Source organism: Streptomyces sp. NPDC048338 (assembly GCF_043201055.1).
Taxonomy (GTDB): Bacteria; Actinomycetota; Actinomycetes; order Streptomycetales; family Streptomycetaceae; genus Streptomyces.
Map to the genome: position 1 here is coordinate 190681 of NZ_JBICYQ010000009.1, position 15900 is coordinate 206580.

Annotated in this window: 17 protein-coding genes and 1 pseudogene; 10 read left to right on the plus strand and 8 right to left on the minus strand. The window is 73.5% G+C overall.

The features are described 5' to 3' along the window. Positions 1-101 precede the first annotated feature (101 nt). From ACGFZF_RS21955 to ACGFZF_RS21965, 3 genes and pseudogenes are all read left to right on the plus strand, one after another. A complete protein-coding gene (locus ACGFZF_RS21955; protein ID WP_356600978.1) occupies positions 102-551 on the plus strand; it encodes a GNAT family N-acetyltransferase in 450 nt (149 codons plus the stop codon). A 90-nt stretch (positions 552-641) separates the two neighbouring features. Beyond that, positions 642-1216 (plus strand): annotated as a pseudogene (locus ACGFZF_RS21960) (histidine phosphatase family protein). 172 nt (positions 1217-1388) lie between these two features. Next, entirely contained in the window at positions 1389-2546 is a 1158-nt protein-coding gene (locus ACGFZF_RS21965) for a methyltransferase (RefSeq protein ID WP_393556474.1), read from the plus strand. Between the two features lie 40 nt (positions 2547-2586). On the opposite strand, the gene ACGFZF_RS21970 is transcribed toward ACGFZF_RS21965, so the two are convergent. The 5 genes from ACGFZF_RS21970 to ACGFZF_RS21990 all read right to left on the minus strand — a co-directional run bounded on the left by ACGFZF_RS21970 (position 2587) and on the right by ACGFZF_RS21990 (position 5199). Then, entirely contained in the window at positions 2587-3318 is a 732-nt protein-coding gene (locus ACGFZF_RS21970; protein ID WP_393556476.1) for a DUF2071 domain-containing protein, read from the minus strand. Continuing rightward, on the minus strand, positions 3315-3653 hold the full coding sequence (locus ACGFZF_RS21975; RefSeq protein WP_356780079.1) for a metalloregulator ArsR/SmtB family transcription factor: 339 nt from the start codon (positions 3651-3653) through the stop codon (positions 3315-3317). Before ACGFZF_RS21975 ends, ACGFZF_RS21970 begins: the two co-directional genes overlap by 4 nt. A 108-nt stretch (positions 3654-3761) precedes the next feature. After that, positions 3762-4412: a sigma factor-like helix-turn-helix DNA-binding protein gene (locus ACGFZF_RS21980; protein WP_393556479.1), complete on the minus strand. Its 651-nt coding sequence runs from the start codon at positions 4410-4412 to the stop codon at positions 3762-3764. A 125-nt stretch (positions 4413-4537) separates the two neighbouring features. Beyond that, the gene (locus ACGFZF_RS21985; protein ID WP_393556481.1) at positions 4538-4816 is read right to left on the minus strand and encodes a hypothetical protein; all 279 of its coding nucleotides are present in this window, start codon (positions 4814-4816) and stop codon (positions 4538-4540) included. Then, entirely contained in the window at positions 4813-5199 is a 387-nt protein-coding gene (locus tag ACGFZF_RS21990; RefSeq protein ID WP_393556483.1) for a VOC family protein, read from the minus strand. The genes ACGFZF_RS21985 and ACGFZF_RS21990 overlap by 4 nt, the downstream gene beginning before the upstream one ends. A 276-nt stretch (positions 5200-5475) precedes the next feature. On the opposite strand from ACGFZF_RS21990, the gene argC reads away from it, so the two are divergent. The 5 genes from argC to ACGFZF_RS22015 are packed head-to-tail and all read left to right on the plus strand — an operon-like array spanning position 5476 to position 10342. Beyond that, a complete protein-coding gene (gene argC, locus ACGFZF_RS21995) occupies positions 5476-6504 on the plus strand; it encodes an N-acetyl-gamma-glutamyl-phosphate reductase (RefSeq protein WP_393556485.1) in 1029 nt (342 codons plus the stop codon). Next, positions 6501-7667, plus strand: coding sequence for a bifunctional glutamate N-acetyltransferase/amino-acid acetyltransferase ArgJ (argJ, locus tag ACGFZF_RS22000; protein WP_393556487.1), 1167 nt, complete (start codon positions 6501-6503; stop codon positions 7665-7667). Before argC ends, argJ begins: the two co-directional genes overlap by 4 nt. Then, positions 7664-8569: an acetylglutamate kinase gene (gene argB / locus ACGFZF_RS22005; RefSeq protein WP_393556489.1), complete on the plus strand. Its 906-nt coding sequence runs from the start codon at positions 7664-7666 to the stop codon at positions 8567-8569. The genes argJ and argB overlap by 4 nt, the downstream gene beginning before the upstream one ends. Then, positions 8566-9771, plus strand: a complete 1206-nt coding sequence (locus ACGFZF_RS22010) for an acetylornithine transaminase (RefSeq protein ID WP_393556491.1) — start codon at positions 8566-8568, stop codon at positions 9769-9771. The genes argB and ACGFZF_RS22010 overlap by 4 nt, the downstream gene beginning before the upstream one ends. Positions 9772-9778: 7 nt before the next feature. Next, the gene (locus tag ACGFZF_RS22015) at positions 9779-10342 is read left to right on the plus strand and encodes an arginine repressor (RefSeq protein ID WP_147977171.1); all 564 of its coding nucleotides are present in this window, start codon (positions 9779-9781) and stop codon (positions 10340-10342) included. Between the two features lie 105 nt (positions 10343-10447). Here ACGFZF_RS22015 and ACGFZF_RS22020 read toward each other — a convergent pair whose 3' ends face one another. Both ACGFZF_RS22020 and ACGFZF_RS22025 read right to left on the minus strand, forming a co-directional pair. Continuing rightward, positions 10448-11044, minus strand: coding sequence for a pyridoxamine 5'-phosphate oxidase family protein (locus tag ACGFZF_RS22020; protein WP_393556493.1), 597 nt, complete (start codon positions 11042-11044; stop codon positions 10448-10450). 70 nt (positions 11045-11114) lie between these two features. Further along, positions 11115-12515 (minus strand): hypothetical protein, encoded by a 1401-nt coding sequence (locus ACGFZF_RS22025; RefSeq protein WP_393556495.1) that lies wholly within the window; start codon positions 12513-12515, stop codon positions 11115-11117. 138 nt (positions 12516-12653) lie between these two features. Here ACGFZF_RS22025 and ACGFZF_RS22030 point away from each other — a divergent pair, with 138 nt between their 5' ends. Beyond that, positions 12654-13847 carry an argininosuccinate synthase gene (locus ACGFZF_RS22030; protein WP_147977168.1) on the plus strand — a complete coding sequence of 398 codons (1194 nt, stop codon included), beginning with the start codon at positions 12654-12656 and terminating at the stop codon, positions 13845-13847. Positions 13848-13934: 87 nt separating this feature from the next. Next, positions 13935-15362 (plus strand): argininosuccinate lyase, encoded by a 1428-nt coding sequence (gene argH / locus ACGFZF_RS22035; protein WP_393556497.1) that lies wholly within the window; start codon positions 13935-13937, stop codon positions 15360-15362. A 15-nt stretch (positions 15363-15377) separates the two neighbouring features. Here the strand turns inward: argH and ACGFZF_RS22040 are convergent, their stop codons facing one another. After that, the gene (locus ACGFZF_RS22040) at positions 15378-15887 is read right to left on the minus strand and encodes an HAD domain-containing protein (protein WP_393556499.1); all 510 of its coding nucleotides are present in this window, start codon (positions 15885-15887) and stop codon (positions 15378-15380) included. Positions 15888-15900 lie beyond the last annotated feature (13 nt).

The window sequence follows — 15900 nt, forward strand, 5'->3', positions numbered from 1 at the left end:
TGCGGCAGGGCGGCGAAGGGCCGGGCGCCGGCCCCGCCCCGTGTGCCCCCGGCGGTCAAATCCACCTGACAAGCGTGGCGACCCCTGGAAGCCTTCGCCCCATGAGCAACCCGACCACCAGCCCCGCCCTCACGCACGGCGCCCACGAGTTCTCCACCGACCCCGAGCGGCTCGACCGCGCCCGCGTCCACCACTGGCTCTCCACCGACGCCTACTGGGCCCTCGGACGGTCCCGCGACACCCAGGACCGGGCGATCGACGGATCCCTGAACTTCGGCGCCTACCACCGTGAGACGGGCGAGATGACCGCCTACGCGCGCATCGTCACCGACCGTGCCACCTTCGCCTGGCTCTGCGACGTCTACGTCGACCGGACCGCACGGGGCACCGGGCTCGGAACGGCCCTGGTGACGGCCGTACGCGACCACCTGGAGCCGTACGGCCTGCGCCGCGTCATGCTGGCCACCGCGGACGCCCACGGGGTCTACGAGAAGGTCGGGTTCCGGCCACTGCAGAACCCGGACAAGTGGATGGCTCTCGGGCTGAACTGACCCTCCCGTCCCCGGCCCCTTCCCGGCCGCGCGCACCGCCGCGCATATGCCCTCTTGACCTGCCACGCTTTCGGCCTCACGATCGCGCCCATGGGTCTTCGGGTCACGCTCGTCGCGGCGGCGCGCAGCTCCTCCCTGCTGGCCGAACGCTTCGACGACGACCGGCCGCTCGACGAGGCCGGCTGGTACGAGGTGCAGGTCGCCGCACACACACTGGTGCCACTCGGCTCGGCCGAGCTGCGCTACTGCTCCCCGACGCCCCGAAGCCGGGCCACGGGCACGGCCCTGGGGTACGCCCCGCTCGCCCAGCCCGCCCTGCGCGACTGCGACATGGGCCGGTGGCGGGGGCTCACCCTCGCCGAGGTCGCCGCCCAGGAACCCGCGGCCGTCGACGCCTGGCTCTCCGACCCGCGGACCGCGCCGCACGGCGGCGAGACCCTGCTCGCCTTCATCACGCGGATAGGGGGCTGGCTCGACACCCGGCCCGCGGAGGACGGCGCGATCGTGGCCGTCGCCGAACCCGCCGTCGTCCGGGCGGCCCTCGTGTACGCCCTGAAGGCGCCCCCGCCACGTACTGGAACGTCGACGTGCGTCCGCTGTCGACCGTCACCCTCACCGGCCGCCCCGGCCTGTGGCACCTCCAGCTCGCCGCGACGGCCGGCTGACCCGGGCGAGCGTGCACCGGCCTGCCGGCCGGAGGCCCGACGCCCTCGCCGGGTCCCGTCCGTACGGCGCGGCGCGGCCCCGCTCCTCGCCGGGTTCCTTCCGTACGGCGCGGCCCCGCTCCCCGCCGCGGCCGTCGGGCGGACCGGTCCGACCGGCTAGCCTGAGAGCACGATGAACCGTCTGACCACGTCATGGGGCGAGTTCCCCCTCACCCGCTTCCCCGCGGACCCGCGCGACCCCCTGCGCGCCTGGGACGCCTCCGACGAGTACCTGCTGGCGCACCTGGCGGAGACCGGCACGGACCTGTCCGGCACCGTCGCCGTCGTCGGCGACCGCTGGGGCGCCCTCGCCACCGCGCTCGCCGCCCGGCACCCCGCCGCGCTCGTCCAGATCTCCGACTCCTACCTCGGCCGGCGGGCGACGGCCGAGAACCTGGAGCGGGCCGGAGCCGGGCCCGACGCGGTCCGGCTGCTGACCACGCAGGACCCGCCGCCCGAGCGGATCGACGTGCTGCTCGTCCGCGTCCCCAAGAGCCTGGCGCTCCTGGAGGACCAGCTGCACCGCCTGGCGCCCGCCCTGCACGAGGGCACCGTCGTCGTCGGAACCGGCATGGTCAAGGACATCCACACCTCCACCCTCCGGCTCTTCGAGCGGATCCTCGGCCCCACCCGCACCTCGCTCGCGGTGAAGAAGGCGCGGCTGATCCACTGCACCCCGGACCCGTCGCTCGACCGGGGCACGAACCCGTGGCCGCACCGCTACGCGCTGCCCGCCGACGCCGGGACCGTGGCGGGCCGGACGATCGGCAACCACGCCGGGGTGTTCTGCGCCGACCGCCTCGACATCGGCACCCGCTTCTTCCTCCGCCACCTGCCGCAGGGGATCGGCAGCGCCCGGGTCGTCGACCTCGGCTGCGGAAACGGCGTCGTCGGCCTGGCCGTCGCGCTCGCCGAACCCGAGGCCGACCTGGTCTTCACCGACGAGTCGTACCAGGCCGTCGCCTCGGCCGAGGCGAACTTCCGTGCCCACGCCGAGCCGGGCCGCACGGCCGCGTTCACGGTCGGCGACGGCACGGCGGACCTGCCGGCCGGGTCGGTGGACCTCGTCCTCAACAACCCGCCGTTCCACAGCCACCAGGCCACCACCGACCGCACCGCCCGCCGGATGTTCACGGACGCCCGCCGCGTGCTCCGGCCGGGCGGCGAACTGTGGGTGGTGGGCAACCGCCACCTCGGCTACCACGTCACCCTGCGCCGCATCTTCGGCCGCTGCGACCTCGTCGCGAGCGACCCGAAGTTCGTGGTCCTGCGGGCGGTCAAGAGCGCCTGACGGAGGGTGCGGCCGGGTCGCCGGCCGCACCCTCCGGGGCTCAGCGGGCGGTGTCCAGGGGTGCCAGCGGACGCCACCGCACCGGCACGTCGCGCATGACCAGCACCGAGTCCAGTGCCGCGCTCCCCGGCGGGAAGCGGTCCGGATCGTCGAAGAACGAGGAGGAGGCCGAGGCCACCCGCCCGGCCTCGACGCGCCAGGCGTCCGTCTGCAACTGCATCCCGTCCAGGTGCGGGCCGTCGCTGGTGGCGGAGTAGCCCTTGCTGCCGCCCCGGAAGAACGCCGAGGCCTCGTCGAGATCCGCGAAGAGCCCGCTGCCGTCGAGGGTGCCGGTGATCTCGGCGGTCACGTCCACCCGGGTCGAGCCGTCCCGGGTCGCGAAGGCCACCCGTACGGTGTCGGCGGTCTCCGCCACCTGGAAGTCCGCGTGCCCGTGCTCGCCGGGGAACACCCGGCCCCCCGCCCAGCGGTTGACGCGGGACGCGGTGTCGCGCCGCGGGATGTACACGCCGGTCTCCACCCCGTCCGGGCCGTCCCACTCGACGGCGAAGCGGTGGGCCGCGTTCTCGCTGCGCAGACCGGTGACCGCCGGGGCCCAGACGGGCCGGACCGAGCCGAGCCGGAGCAGGCAGATCCCGGCGACGGCGCTGCCGCGGACCAGTTGCGGGCGAAGGCCGGCCGGCAGGTGGGTGGCGGCGACCTCGGGGTCGACGCGGTAGTTGACGAGGAGCCGCCGCTCGATGACGCTCGCCAGCCGGGGCGGAGTCCTCACGCGCCCGCCTCCTTGTCGCGCCACCTGGTGCGGCGCATCACGATCTGCTCCGGGCAGACGCTGCTCAGGAAGCGCCCCACGGAGGTCGCGAGCCGGTCCTCGGCGAGGGAGTAGAGGATGCGGTTGCCGTCACGTCGCTCGGTCACCAGCCCCGCCCCCTTGAGCACGCCGAGGTGCCGGGAGACGGAGGGCGCACTGATGGAGAACCGGCCGGCGATCTGGCCGGCCGCGAGTTCGCCGTCCCTGAGGTCCTCGAGGATCTGCCGGCGGGTGGCGTCGGCGAGGGCGCGGAAGACGCCGGCCTCGATGTCGTCCTGTGTGGGGTGTTCGGTCACGGGCCCATATTTAGCACATGAGCTAAACAGCTAAGTACGCAGGCCGGGGCGGGTGGTCCGGCCGACGGCGCTGCCCGGGACGGCGGGCCGCAGGCCGGGGCGGGGTCGTCACGAACCGGGTAACTCCCGGACGACCGCTCGCTCGCGCGCCGGATCCCCGGCTCCGGCCACGCCGCCCGGACCGGTCCGCGCGGCCCCGGACCGGCCCCCTCCCGCACCGGCCGCGGCATCCGCCCGGGGCCCGGTTGTGCCACCGCCCCGCACCCGGAGCCGGCCGTGGCGGACGAGCCGGGCCGCCTCCGCCGCCGTAAGGCCGGTGATCCGCGCGGTCTCGTCGAGCGGCAGGCCGAAGAGTTCGTGGAGCACGAAGGCGAGCCGTTCGTCCGGCGTCAGCGACTCCAGGACGACGAACAGCGCGAGCGTCACCGAGTCCGCTACGCCGTCCGGCGGCGCCTGCCCGCCCGCCCCGCCGGAGGCCGGACCCGGCCGGACCGCCTCCTCTCCGTACCCGTCGCCCGGGGATTCCCGCCCGTCCTCCCGCGGCCCTCCGCCCGCCGTCCGGGCCCGCAGCCGCGCGAGGCACACCCGGCCCACGGCCATCGTCAGCCAGCCGGCCACGTCCCCGACGCCCACCCCGGCACGGGCCTCGGCCAGGGCGTCCTCCGCCTCCCGGCGCGATCCGAGCATCCGCCGGGCGACAGCCCGCAGCCGCGCCTCATGGGCCCCGAACTGGCGGTCGAGGAACTCGTCGTTCCGCACGGGCCATCCCTCCTCGTCGTCCTCACCGGCTCGTCACCGGGATGACGTGTGCCGGGGCGGGGGTGTGACGAGGGGCCCGGCCCGCCCGCGGGCGGGTGGCGTAGGCCGGACCGGGACGCGGATCCTCAGCCGTGATGGGCGCCGGTGACGACGTCCCGGGCCACCTGCCGCCGCACGCCCGCGAGTTCGCCGTCGATCGCCGTCGCCGTCGCCGCGTTCACGGTGACGCGCGCCGGGAACGCCTCGCCCGCGGCCAGGAGCCGACGCCGCAGATGCGTCGGCGGGTGGGTCGAGTCCACCCGGTGCCCGCGCAGTTCGCCGACCCGGCGCAGCCGCTCGTACTCCCGCGCCGGCACGTTCTCGACCCATTCCGCGAGCCGCTCGACCGGGGCTCGCGCCGTCACCCCGCCGCCCCGGCCCGGGTCGGGCACAGGCAGAACGGATGCCCCGCCGGGTCGAGGAGGACGCGCCACCGGTCCCCGCCCGGCTGGACCTCCGGCTTCGTGGCGCCCTCCGCCAGGAGCAGGGACTCGGCCTCGTCGAGGTCGGGCACGTCGAAGTCGAGGTGGATCTGCTGCGAGGATCCGGGGTCGGGCCAGCGCGGGGCCCGGTGGTCGTCGACCCGCTGGAAGCCGAGGACGAGGCCGTTCTCGAAGACGAGGGCGGCGAAGTCGCCGTCGGACCGCGGGTGGGGCGCGAGCCCGGTGGCCCGCCGGTAGAAGGCGGCGAGTGCCTCGGGGTCGGGGCAGTCCAGGGTGATCGCCGTCATCGTCATGCGCGGGGTCATGGCCGCTCCTTGACCGTCGTCGTGCCGTGGGGTCGTCCTGATCCGGGCGACACTACGGACCCGGTTCCGCGCCCCGCGACCGGCTTTTCCGGCAGGAGCCGCGGGCGGACCGCCCGTCCTCGGGCCGAACCGGATCCGGAGCCCGGGCCGAGCGCGGACGGGGCCGGACGGGCCGACCGGGGCGCCCCGTCACCGCGCATGATCAGCCGCCGTGGAACACCTTTGCATAAAAGTGCGGTCGTGCGTATAGTCATGCCATCCATGAGGAGGGTTTCGATGACGGTACGAGCAGCAGTGGCAGGCGCGAGCGGGTACGCGGGCGGAGAGCTCCTGCGTCTTCTCCTCGCCCACCCCGACGTGGAGATCGGCACCCTGACCGGCCACTCCAACGCCGGTCAGCGGCTCGGCGGCCTCCAGCCGCACCTCCTTCCGCTCGCCGACCGCGTCCTCGCCCCGACCGACGCCGAGTCGCTCGCCGGGCACGACGTCGTGTTCCTCGCGCTCCCGCACGGCCAGTCCGCCGCCATCGCCGAGCAGCTCGGGCCCGACACGCTGGTCATCGACATGGGCGCCGACTTCCGGCTCGCGGACGCCGCCGACTGGGAGGCCTTCTACGGTTCCCCGCACGCCGGGACCTGGCCCTACGGCCTGCCGGAGCTGCCGGGTGCCCGCGCCGCGCTGGCGGGGTCCAAGCGGGTCGCGGTGCCCGGCTGCTACCCCACCGCCGTCTCGCTCGCCCTCTTCCCCGCGTACGCGGACGGCCTCGCCGAGCCCGAAGCCGTCGTCGTCGCCGCCACCGGCACCTCCGGCGCCGGCAAGGCACTCAAGCCGCACCTGCTCGGCAGCGAGGTGATGGGCTCCATGTCCCCGTACGGCGTGGGCGGCGGCCACCGGCACACCCCCGAGATGATCCAGAACCTGAGCGGCCCGGCCGGCGAGCGGGTGAGCGTGTCGTTCACGCCGACCCTCGCGCCGATGTCCCGCGGCATCCTCGCGACCTGCTCCGCCAAGGCGAAGCCGGGCGTGACGGCCGAGACCGTGCGGACCGCGTACGAGAAGGCCTTCGCCGACGAGCCGTTCGTCCACCTGCTGCCCGAGGGGCAGTGGCCGGCGACCGCGTCCGTCCAGGGTTCCAACGCCGTTCAGATCCAGGTCGCGTACGACGAGGCCGCCGGGCGGATCATCGCCATCAGCGCCATCGACAACCTCACCAAGGGCACCGCCGGCGGCGCGGTGCAGAGCATGAACATCGCCCTCGGGCTGCCCGAGGACACCGGACTTTCCACGATTGGAGTCGCTCCATGAGCGTCACCGCAGCGAAGGGATTCACGGCGGCGGGCATCGCCGCCGGGATCAAGGAGAACGGCAACCCGGACCTGGCCCTCGTGGTCAACACCGGGCCCCGCCGCGCCGCCGCGGGCGTCTTCACCTCCAACCGCGTCAAGGCCGCTCCCGTCCTCTGGTCCCAGCAGGTGCTCTCCACCGGCGAGTTGACCGCTGTCGTCCTCAACTCCGGTGGGGCCAACGCCTGTACCGGACCGCAGGGGTTCCAGGACACCCACGCCACCGCCGAGAAGGTCGCCGAGGTCCTCAGCGAGGCCGGCCCGGCCGTCGGTGCCGGCGAGGTCGCCGTCGCCTCCACCGGCCTGATCGGCCTCCTGCTCCCGATGGACAAGGTCCTCTCCGGGGTGGAGAAGGCCGCCGAGCAGCTCTCCGAGCACGGCGGCGAGAAGGCCGCCATCGCCATCAAGACCACCGACACCGTCCACAAGACCGCGGTCGTGACCCGGTCCGGCTGGACGGTCGGCGGCATGGCCAAGGGCGCGGGCATGCTCGCCCCCGGCCTCGCCACCATGCTGGTCGTCCTCACCACCGACGCCGACGTCGCCGCCGGGGACCTGGACGCCGCCCTGCGCGGCGCCACCCGGCTCACCTTCGACCGGGTCGACTCCGACGGCTGCATGTCCACCAACGACACCGTCCTTCTGCTGGCCTCCGGCGCCTCCGGCGTGACCCCCGAGGCCGCGGAGTTCACCGAGGCCGTACGGGCCGTCTGCGACGACCTCGCCCGCCAGCTCATCGGCGACGCCGAGGGCGCCAGCAAGGACATCCGGATCGAGGTGGTCAACGCCGCCACCGAGGACGACGCCGTGGAGGTCGGCCGCTCCATCGCGCGCAACAACCTCCTCAAGTGCGCCATCCACGGCGAGGACCCCAACTGGGGCCGGGTGCTGTCCGCCATCGGCACCACGCAGGCGGCCTTCGACCCCGACCTGCTCAACGTCGCCATCAACGGCGTCTGGGTCTGCAAGAACGGATCCGTCGGCGAGGACCGCGACCTGGTCGACATGCGCTACCGGGAGGTCACCATCACGGCCGACCTCGCCGCGGGCTCGGAGTCGGCCGTCATCTGGGCCAACGACCTGACCGCCGACTACGTCCACGAGAACAGCGCGTACTCGTCATGACGAGCACCACGCGGAAGCACACCGCGCTCCCCAAGGCCCAGACCCTCATCGAGGCGCTACCCTGGCTGACCCGTCATCACGGGAAGACCGTCGTCATCAAGTTCGGCGGCAACGCCATGATCGACGACGACCTCAAGGCCGCCTTCGCCCAGGACGTCGTCTTCCTGCGCCACGCCGGCCTCAAGCCGGTCGTCGTGCACGGCGGCGGTCCCCAGATCAGCGCCGCGCTCGACCGGGCGGGCCTGGTCAGCGAGTTCAAGGCCGGCCTGCGGGTCACCACGCCCGAGGCGATGGACGTCGTACGGATGGTCCTCGCGGGGCAGGTCCAGCGTGAGCTCGTCGGGCTGCTCAACCAGCACGGCCCGTTCGCCGTCGGCATGACCGGCGAGGACGCGCACACCATCACCGCCACCAAGCACCAGCCGGTCATCGAGGGCGCGCAGGTCGACATCGGCCGCGTCGGCGAGATCACCGCCCTCGACACCGGCGCCATCGAGGCGCTGCTGCAGGACGGCCGGATCCCGGTCGTTTCCTCCATCGCCCGCTCCCAGGACGACGGACATGTCTACAACGTCAATGCTGATACGGCGGCTGCGGCTCTCGCTGCGGCGCTGGGCGCCGAGACCCTGATGGTCCTGACCGACGTCGAGGGCCTCTACGAGGACTGGCCGAACAGCGACGAGGTCATCAGCCGGCTCACCGCGAGCCAGCTGGAGAAGCTGCTGCCCGACCTCTCCAGCGGCATGGTGCCCAAGATGGAGGGCTGTCTGCACGCCGTGCGCAACGGGGTCACCACGGCCCGCGTGATCGACGGCCGGGTCCAGCACTCGATCCTGCTGGAGATCTTCACCGACGAGGGCATCGGCACCATGGTCGTGGCCGACGGACAGGGGGAATCGTGAGCGGCAACAACACGGAACTGACCCAGCGGTGGCAGGGCTCGCTGATGGACAACTACGGCACGCCGAAGCTGTCGCTGGTGCGCGGCGCCGGAGTCCGGGTCTGGGACGCCGACGGCAGGGAGTACCTCGACTTCGTCGGCGGCATCGCCGTCAACGCCCTCGGCCACGCCCACCCGGCGATCGTCGAGGCCGTGTCCCGGCAGATCGCCACCCTCGGCCACGTCTCCAACCTGTTCGTCGCCGAGCCGCCCGTCGCACTCGCCGAGCGGCTGCTCCAGCTGTTCGGCCGCCCCGGTCGGGTCTTCTTCTGCAACTCGGGCGCCGAGGCCAACGAGGGCGCCTTCAAGATCGGCCGGCTGACCGGCCGGACCCACATGGTCGCCACCCAGGGCGGCTTCCACGGCCGGACCATGGGCGCGCTGGCGCTCACCGGCCAGCCGGGCAAGCAGACGCCGTTCCTGCCGCTTCCGGGCGACGTCACCCATGTGCCGTACGGCGACGTGGACGCGCTGCGCGCGGCGGTCACCGAGGAGACGGCGTTCGTCGTCATCGAGCCGATCCAGGGCGAGAACGGCGTGGTCGTCCCGCCCGTCGGCTATCTCCAGGCGGCCCGCGAGATCACCCGCGCCATCGGTACGCTGCTGGTCCTCGACGAGGTCCAGACCGGCGTCGGCCGGACCGGCCACTGGTTCGAGCACCAGGGGCACGACGGTGTGGAGCCCGACGTCGTGACGCTGGCCAAGGGTCTGGGCGGCGGGCTGCCGCTCGGCGCCACCGTGGCCTTCGGCGAGGCGGCCGACCTGCTGCGGCCCGGCCACCACGGCACGACCTTCGGCGGGAACCCGGTCGCCTGCGCCGCCGGTCTGGCCGTCCTGGACACGCTGGCCGCCGAGGGAGCGCTCGACCAGGTCAAGCGGCTCGGCGAGCGGTTGCGCGACGGAATCGAGGGTCTGAAGCACCCGTTGGTCTCCCACGTCCGTGGTGCGGGGCTCCTGCTGGGTATCGTGCTCACCGAGCCCGTCGCCGCGCAGGTGCAGCAGGCGGCTCAGGACGCCGGTCTCCTGGTGAACGCGCCCGCTCCCGATGTCGTACGGCTCATGCCGGCACTGATCATCACCGACGCGGAGGTGGACGCCTTCCTGGAGGCGCTCCCGGCCGTCCTCGACGGAGCGGTGCACGGGCAAGGACGAACCGGAGAATGAGACGACGATGACCGACGCGCAGCAGACCGGGAACTGGGGGTCCCCCCAGGCGGAGTCCGGGGCCGGGCCGTCCGTTCCGCAGACCCGCACCGCACGCCACCGCAGGATCGTCGACATCCTCAACCGGCAGCCGGTGCGCTCGCAGAGCCAGCTGGCGAAGCTCCTCGCGGACGACGGGCTGAGCGTCACCCAGGCGACGCTCTCCCGCGACCTCGACGAGCTCGGCGCGGTGAAGATCCGCAACACGGGCGGCGAGCTGATCTACGCGGTGCCCAGCGAGGGCGGGTTCCGCACCCCGCAGGCGCCGCTCGGCGAGTCCGCCAAGGAGGAGCGCATGCGGCGCCTCTCCGGCGAGCTGCTGATCTCCGCCGAGGCGTCCGCCAACCTGGTGGTGCTGCGGACGCCGCCGGGCGCGGCGCAGTTCCTCGCGTCCGCCATCGACCAGGCCGAGCTGCACGCGATCCTCGGCACCATCGCGGGCGACGACACGCTGCTGCTGATCTCCCGTGATCCGGCGGGCGGCCAGGCGCTCGCCGACCACCTGCTGCGGCTGGCGCAGAACGACCGGTAACGGGGGCCCGCGAGCCTCCGCGACGCGCGTCCGGGCCCGACGGCGGTCAGTACCGACCGATCGCCGTCGGACCTCCGCCGCCGGGCTCGCGGGTTCCCGCCCGGACTATTGACCCGGCCGGGGGAGCGGCGGCAGCGGGAGCGGCAGTCCGGGCAGGCCGTCGATGCTCGTCGAGATGTGCTCCTTCTTGGCGAAGTACGCGCTGAGGGAGGCGTCGTCCTCCCGTGCGAAGCGCCTGCCGTGCAGGTCGCGGTCCTCGTCGTAGGTCATGAACGGCACCCCGTACCCGCAGGAGTCCCGGATGAGCTCGGCCGTGACGAGGATGATCGCCCGCAGCCCGTGGAGCGTCGGGTCGATGGCGGGGAAGTGCGCCATGAGGTCCTCCCAGCGCGGGTCGTCCCGGAAGACGGGTTCGCCGCGGCCGTGGATCCGCACGATGTTCGGCGGTCCCTGGAAGGCGCACCACATGAGGGTGATGCGCCCGTTCTCCCGCAGGTGGGCGACCGTCTCGGCGGTGCTCCCCGCGAAGTCCAGGTAGGCGACGGTCCGTTCGTCGACGACGGCGAAGGAGCCGGTCAGGCCCTTGGGGGAGAGGTTGACGGTTCCGTCGCCGTCCAGCGGCGCGGTGGCGCTGAAGAAGACCGGCTGGGCCTCGATGAAGTCGCGGAGCCGTCCGTCGATGCGGTCATATGTTTTTCCCATGCGGGCCATTCTCGCGCCGTGCGCGGCGCCCGGCCCCGGCCGCCCCGACAGGCGGCCCCGGTCGGGGAGTTCAGGCGAGCCAGGCGCGCCAGACCTGCCGGAGGCGCGCCCGGCGCCCCGCCGGAGGCTGCCCCGGAAGCGCGGCCGCCGGGTCCGGCACCGGATCGGCGTCCTCGACGAGCCGCACGGCCGTCTCCGCGTGGACGGCCCCGCCGTGCGCGGCGAGCAGCCGCAGGGCGCGAGCCCGCACGTGCGGTGGCCGCTCCGGCCCGGTGAGCCGGGCGAGTTCGGCCGGCGGCAGCAGGGCGGCCACCGGCTCCAGCGTGCGTGCGGCCTCCCGCACGACGCCCGGCGCGGGGTCGGCCAGCAGCGGCAGCAGCCGTTCGCGGTCCCGCCCCGACACCTCGAAGGAACGCAGCCCCGCGACCGCCGACGCCCGTACCGCCGGGTCGGCGTGCGCCGTCAGCTCCCACAGCACCGGCATGTCCGTGCCGCGTTCCCCGCACTCGGCGAGTCCCAGTGGCGCCCGGCCCGTTGTCCGCGCCGGGTCCGCGCACCGGGCGCGGTACAGCGGCAGGGGATCCGTGCCGCCCTGCCGCAGCGTCCAGCGCGCGCAGGCCCGCACCATCGCCGACCGGTCGTACAGGAAGGGCTCCGCCTCGGGGGTGCGGCCCGCCCGGCGCAGCGCGGTGACGCCGGCCGCGCGGGTCCGCCCGGTCCGGCCCGCCAGGAGCCGGCCGAGGACCTCCTCCTCCGTCTCCGCCGTCATCGCCGCGATCGCGGCGTCGGAGGCCACGCCCTGGACCACCACGTCGTTGTCGGCAGAGGCGATCCGGGCCAGCCGGCCCGCGTCGAGGTGCCCGCGTGCGACGGCGACGCGCAGGGCAAGCCGCCGGGTGGCCCGGTCCCGGTTCAGCAGCAGCGAGGCGAGCGTCGCCTCGGGGCAGCCGCCCAGCAGTTCCTCCAGGAGCGCGCCGGCCGCGCCCCCGCGCCGGCGCCCGGCGACCCGAAGGATCACCGGGACCGTGACGGCGAGCGTGCGGGGCGCCGCGTCGGGCAGGGCGGTCCGCAGGACGCCCAGGGCCCGCTCGCGGACGGGAGGTGCCCAGTCGGTGGAACGGATCGCGACCAGCGGGAGCACGCCGGGGCGGGAGCCGGCGTGGCCGAGCGCGGCCTCCCGGATCCTGCCGTCGGGATCGCACAGGGCGAGGGCGAGTTCCGCCTCGCCGGGGCGGGATCCGAGGCGGGGCCCGCCGGACCCGGGGCGGGTCCACCACGGCGGGGGGAGGCCGGGGCGCCCGCGGGTGAGCCGGTCGTGCGGCGCGAGGACGCCCCGCGCGGACGCCTCGCGGACGGTCTCGTCGAGCTCCGTCCACGCGCGCGGGTCCGCGACGTCCAGGACGCGCGCCGGTCGCCGCCCGCGGGCGAGGCCCCGCGCCGCCTCGTATCTCTCGTTCTCGTCGCCGTGCATCCCCGGAGCGTAGGCGGCGGCCCGCCCGCCCCGCCCCTGGATTTCGCCCCGCCCGGGGCCGCCACCCCCACCTTTGACAAAACATACGGAGGACTGCATAGTTATACCCATCAGTGATTGCAAGGTAAGGAGAAACCCGTGACCGAGCGCGTCGTACTCGCCTACTCGGGCGGCCTGGACACCTCCGTCGCCATCGGCTGGATCGCCGAGGAGACGGGTGCCGAGGTCATCGCCGTCGCCGTGGACGTCGGCCAGGGCGGCGAGGACCTGGACGTCATCCGCAAGCGCGCGCTCGCCTGTGGTGCGGTCGAGGCCGAGGTCGCGGATGCCAAGGACGAGTTCGCCGAGGAGTACTGCCTCCCCGCGATCAAGGCCAACGCCCTTTACATGGACCGCTACCCGCTGGTCTCGGCCCTCTCCCGGCCGACCATCGTCAAGCACCTCGTCGCCGCCGCGAAGAAGCACGGCGCCGGCATCGTCGCCCACGGCTGCACCGGCAAGGGCAACGACCAGGTGCGCTTCGAGGCCGGCATCCAGGCCCTCGGCCCGGACCTGAAGTGCATCGCCCCGGTCCGTGACTACGCCATGACCCGGGACAAGGCCATCGCCTTCGCCGAGAAGGCGAACCTGCCGATCGCGACCACCAAGAAGTCCCCGTACTCCATCGACCAGAACGTCTTCGGTCGCGCCGTCGAGACGGGCTTCCTGGAGGACATCTGGAACGCGCCGATCGAGGACATCTACGAGTACACCGAGAACCCGGCCACCCCGCGCGAGGCGGACGAGGTAGTCATCTCCTTCAAGGAGGGCGTCCCGGTCGCCATCGACGGCAGGCCCGTCTCCGTCCTCCAGGCGATCCAGCAGCTCAACGAGCGCGCCGGCGCCCAGGGCGTCGGCCGGATCGACATGGTCGAGGACCGGCTGGTCGGCATCAAGTCCCGTGAGGTCTACGAGGCCCCCGGTGCGATCGCCCTGATCACCGCCCACCAGGAGCTCGAGAACGTCACCGTCGAGCGCGAGCTGGCCCGCTACAAGCGGCAGGTCGAGCAGCGCTGGGGCGAGATGGTCTACGACGGCCTGTGGTTCTCCCCGCTCAAGCGCGCCCTGGACGGCTTCATCAACGAGGCCAACCAGCACGTCACCGGCGACATCCGGATGACCCTGCACGCCGGCCGCGCCGTCGTCACCGGCCGCCGGTCGGAGGAGTCGCTGTACGACTTCAACCTCGCGACCTACGACTCGGGCGACACGTTCGACCAGTCCAAGGCCCAGGGCTTCATCGACATCTTCGCGCTCTCCGCGAAGATCGCCGCGAAGCGTGACCTCGCCTAGTCACGACTCGTTCCACAGCCGCCTCCCTGTTGTCCGCGGCAGGGAGGCGGCGCCATATCTCCACCCTTGTCTTGAGGAGCAGTAGCTGTGAGCAGCAACAACGGTGACGTCCGGCTCTGGGGCGGCCGGTTCGCCGACGGCCCCGCCGAGGCCCTCGCGAAGCTGTCCGCGTCGGTCCACTTCGACTGGCGGCTGGCGCCGTACGACATCGCCGGCTCCCGCGCCCACGCGCGCGTGCTCCACAAGGCCGGGCTGCTCACCGAGGACGAGCTGACCCGCATGCTCGCCGGTCTCGACCGGCTGGAGGCGGACGTCGCGGACGGCTCGTTCGTCGGCACGATCGCCGACGAGGACGTCCACACCGCGCTGGAGCGCGGCCTGCTGGAGCGTCTCGGCGCCGAGCTCGGCGGCAAGCTGCGCGCCGGCCGGTCCCGCAACGACCAGGTCGCCACCCTCTTCCGGATGTACCTGCGCGACCACGCGCGGATCATCGGCGGCCTGATCGCCGACCTCCAGGACGCGCTCGTCGGCCTGGCCGAGGCCCACCCGGACGTCGCCATGCCGGGCCGGACCCACCTGCAGCACGCCCAGCCGGTGCTCTTCGCCCACCACGTGCTCGCGCACGTCCAGTCCCTCTCCCGGGACGCCGAGCGGCTGCGCCAGTGGGACACCCGCACGGCGGTCTCGCCGTACGGTTCCGGCGCGCTGGCAGGCTCCTCCCTCGGTCTCGATCCGGAGGCGGTCGCCAAGGACCTCGGCTTCGAGCGCGGCTCCGTCGGCAACTCCATCGACGGCACGGCCTCGCGCGACTTCGTCGCCGAGTTCGCCTTCGTCACGGCGATGATCGGCGTGAACCTCTCCCGCATCGCGGAGGAGGTCATCATCTGGAACACGAAGGAGTTCTCCTTCGTGACCCTGCACGACGCCTTCTCCACCGGCTCGTCGATCATGCCGCAGAAGAAGAACCCGGACATCGCCGAGCTGGCCCGGGGCAAGTCCGGCCGGCTGATCGGCAACCTCTCCGGCCTGATGGCCACGCTCAAGGCCCTGCCGCTCGCCTACAACCGTGATCTCCAGGAGGACAAGGAGCCGGTCTTCGACTCCTGCGACCAGCTGGAGGTCCTGCTGCCCGCCTTCACCGGCATGATGGCGACGCTCACGGTCAACCGGGAGCGCATGGAGGAACTGGCGCCGGCCGGCTTCTCGCTCGCCACCGACATCGCCGAGTGGCTGGTCAAGCAGGGCGTGCCGTTCCGGGTCGCGCACGAGGTCGCCGGCGAGTGCGTGAAGGCGGCCGAGGCCGACGGCGTCGAACTGGACGGCCTGACGGACGAGCAGTTCGCCAAGATCTCCGAGCACCTCACCCCGGAGGTCCGCACCGTCCTCGACGTGCCGGGCGCGCTGGCCTCCCGCGACGGCCGGGGCGGCACGGCTCCGTCGGCGGTCGCCGCGCAGCTGGTGGAGGTCAAGGCCGACCTGGTGATCCAGCACGCCTGGGCCACCGCCAAGAAGTAGCCGCACCGCAGCACGTCACAGCGCCGCCGCCCAGTCCGCGAGCGCGTCGAAGTCCGGCCGGAGGAGTCCGAGCCGGGGGTCGACGTGCAGCAGCAGGGCGGCGGCGAGGTGGTTCTGCCCCACGTACTCGTGGTCGTACGGCGTGATGTCGTCGTCCACCCAGGCGAACGGCCGCCCCCGGGCGTACTCCAGGATGTACTGCGTCTTCCAGAAGGTCCCGCGAGGGGCCTTTCCGTGCATCTGCGGCCAGTCGATGAACGGCAGCTCGGGCAGTCCGAGGTGCGGCCCGATGAACGCGTTCGCCTCGCCCTTCCAGGTCGTCGCCCAGACCAGCTCGTACGCCCCGGCCAGCGCGAGCAGCTCGCCCCCGTGCGACGGATCGAGCCACACCCGCAGCGGCTTGGTCTCGCACCAGCCGTCCGGGCGCATGCGGTGCGTCGTGTACCCCTCCGGGCGGCGTTCGCGCTGCGCCGCATAGGGATTCAGCGGCCCGTCCACGTCGATCAGCAGCAGGGGCTTCGTCATGTGCACAGCATTC

Excerpts from the sequence above, each read along its gene's own strand:
- ACGFZF_RS22040 (WP_393556499.1), bottom strand. The coding sequence starts at position 15,887 with ATGACGAAGCCCCTGCTGCTGATCGACGTGGACGGGCCGCTGAATCCC.
- argJ (WP_393556487.1), top strand. The coding sequence starts at position 6,501 with ATGAGCGTCACCGCAGCGAAGGGATTCACGGCGGCGGGCATCGCCGCC.
- ACGFZF_RS22025 (WP_393556495.1), bottom strand. The coding sequence starts at position 12,515 with ATGCACGGCGACGAGAACGAGAGATACGAGGCGGCGCGGGGCCTCGCC.
- ACGFZF_RS22020 (WP_393556493.1), bottom strand. The coding sequence starts at position 11,044 with ATGGGAAAAACATATGACCGCATCGACGGACGGCTCCGCGACTTCATC.
- ACGFZF_RS21990 (WP_393556483.1), bottom strand. The coding sequence starts at position 5,199 with ATGACCCCGCGCATGACGATGACGGCGATCACCCTGGACTGCCCCGAC.
- ACGFZF_RS22015 (WP_147977171.1), top strand. The coding sequence starts at position 9,779 with ATGACCGACGCGCAGCAGACCGGGAACTGGGGGTCCCCCCAGGCGGAG.
- ACGFZF_RS21955 (WP_356600978.1), top strand. The coding sequence starts at position 102 with ATGAGCAACCCGACCACCAGCCCCGCCCTCACGCACGGCGCCCACGAG.
- ACGFZF_RS21965 (WP_393556474.1), top strand. The coding sequence starts at position 1,389 with ATGAACCGTCTGACCACGTCATGGGGCGAGTTCCCCCTCACCCGCTTC.
- argC (WP_393556485.1), top strand. The coding sequence starts at position 5,476 with ATGACGGTACGAGCAGCAGTGGCAGGCGCGAGCGGGTACGCGGGCGGA.
- argB (WP_393556489.1), top strand. The coding sequence starts at position 7,664 with ATGACGAGCACCACGCGGAAGCACACCGCGCTCCCCAAGGCCCAGACC.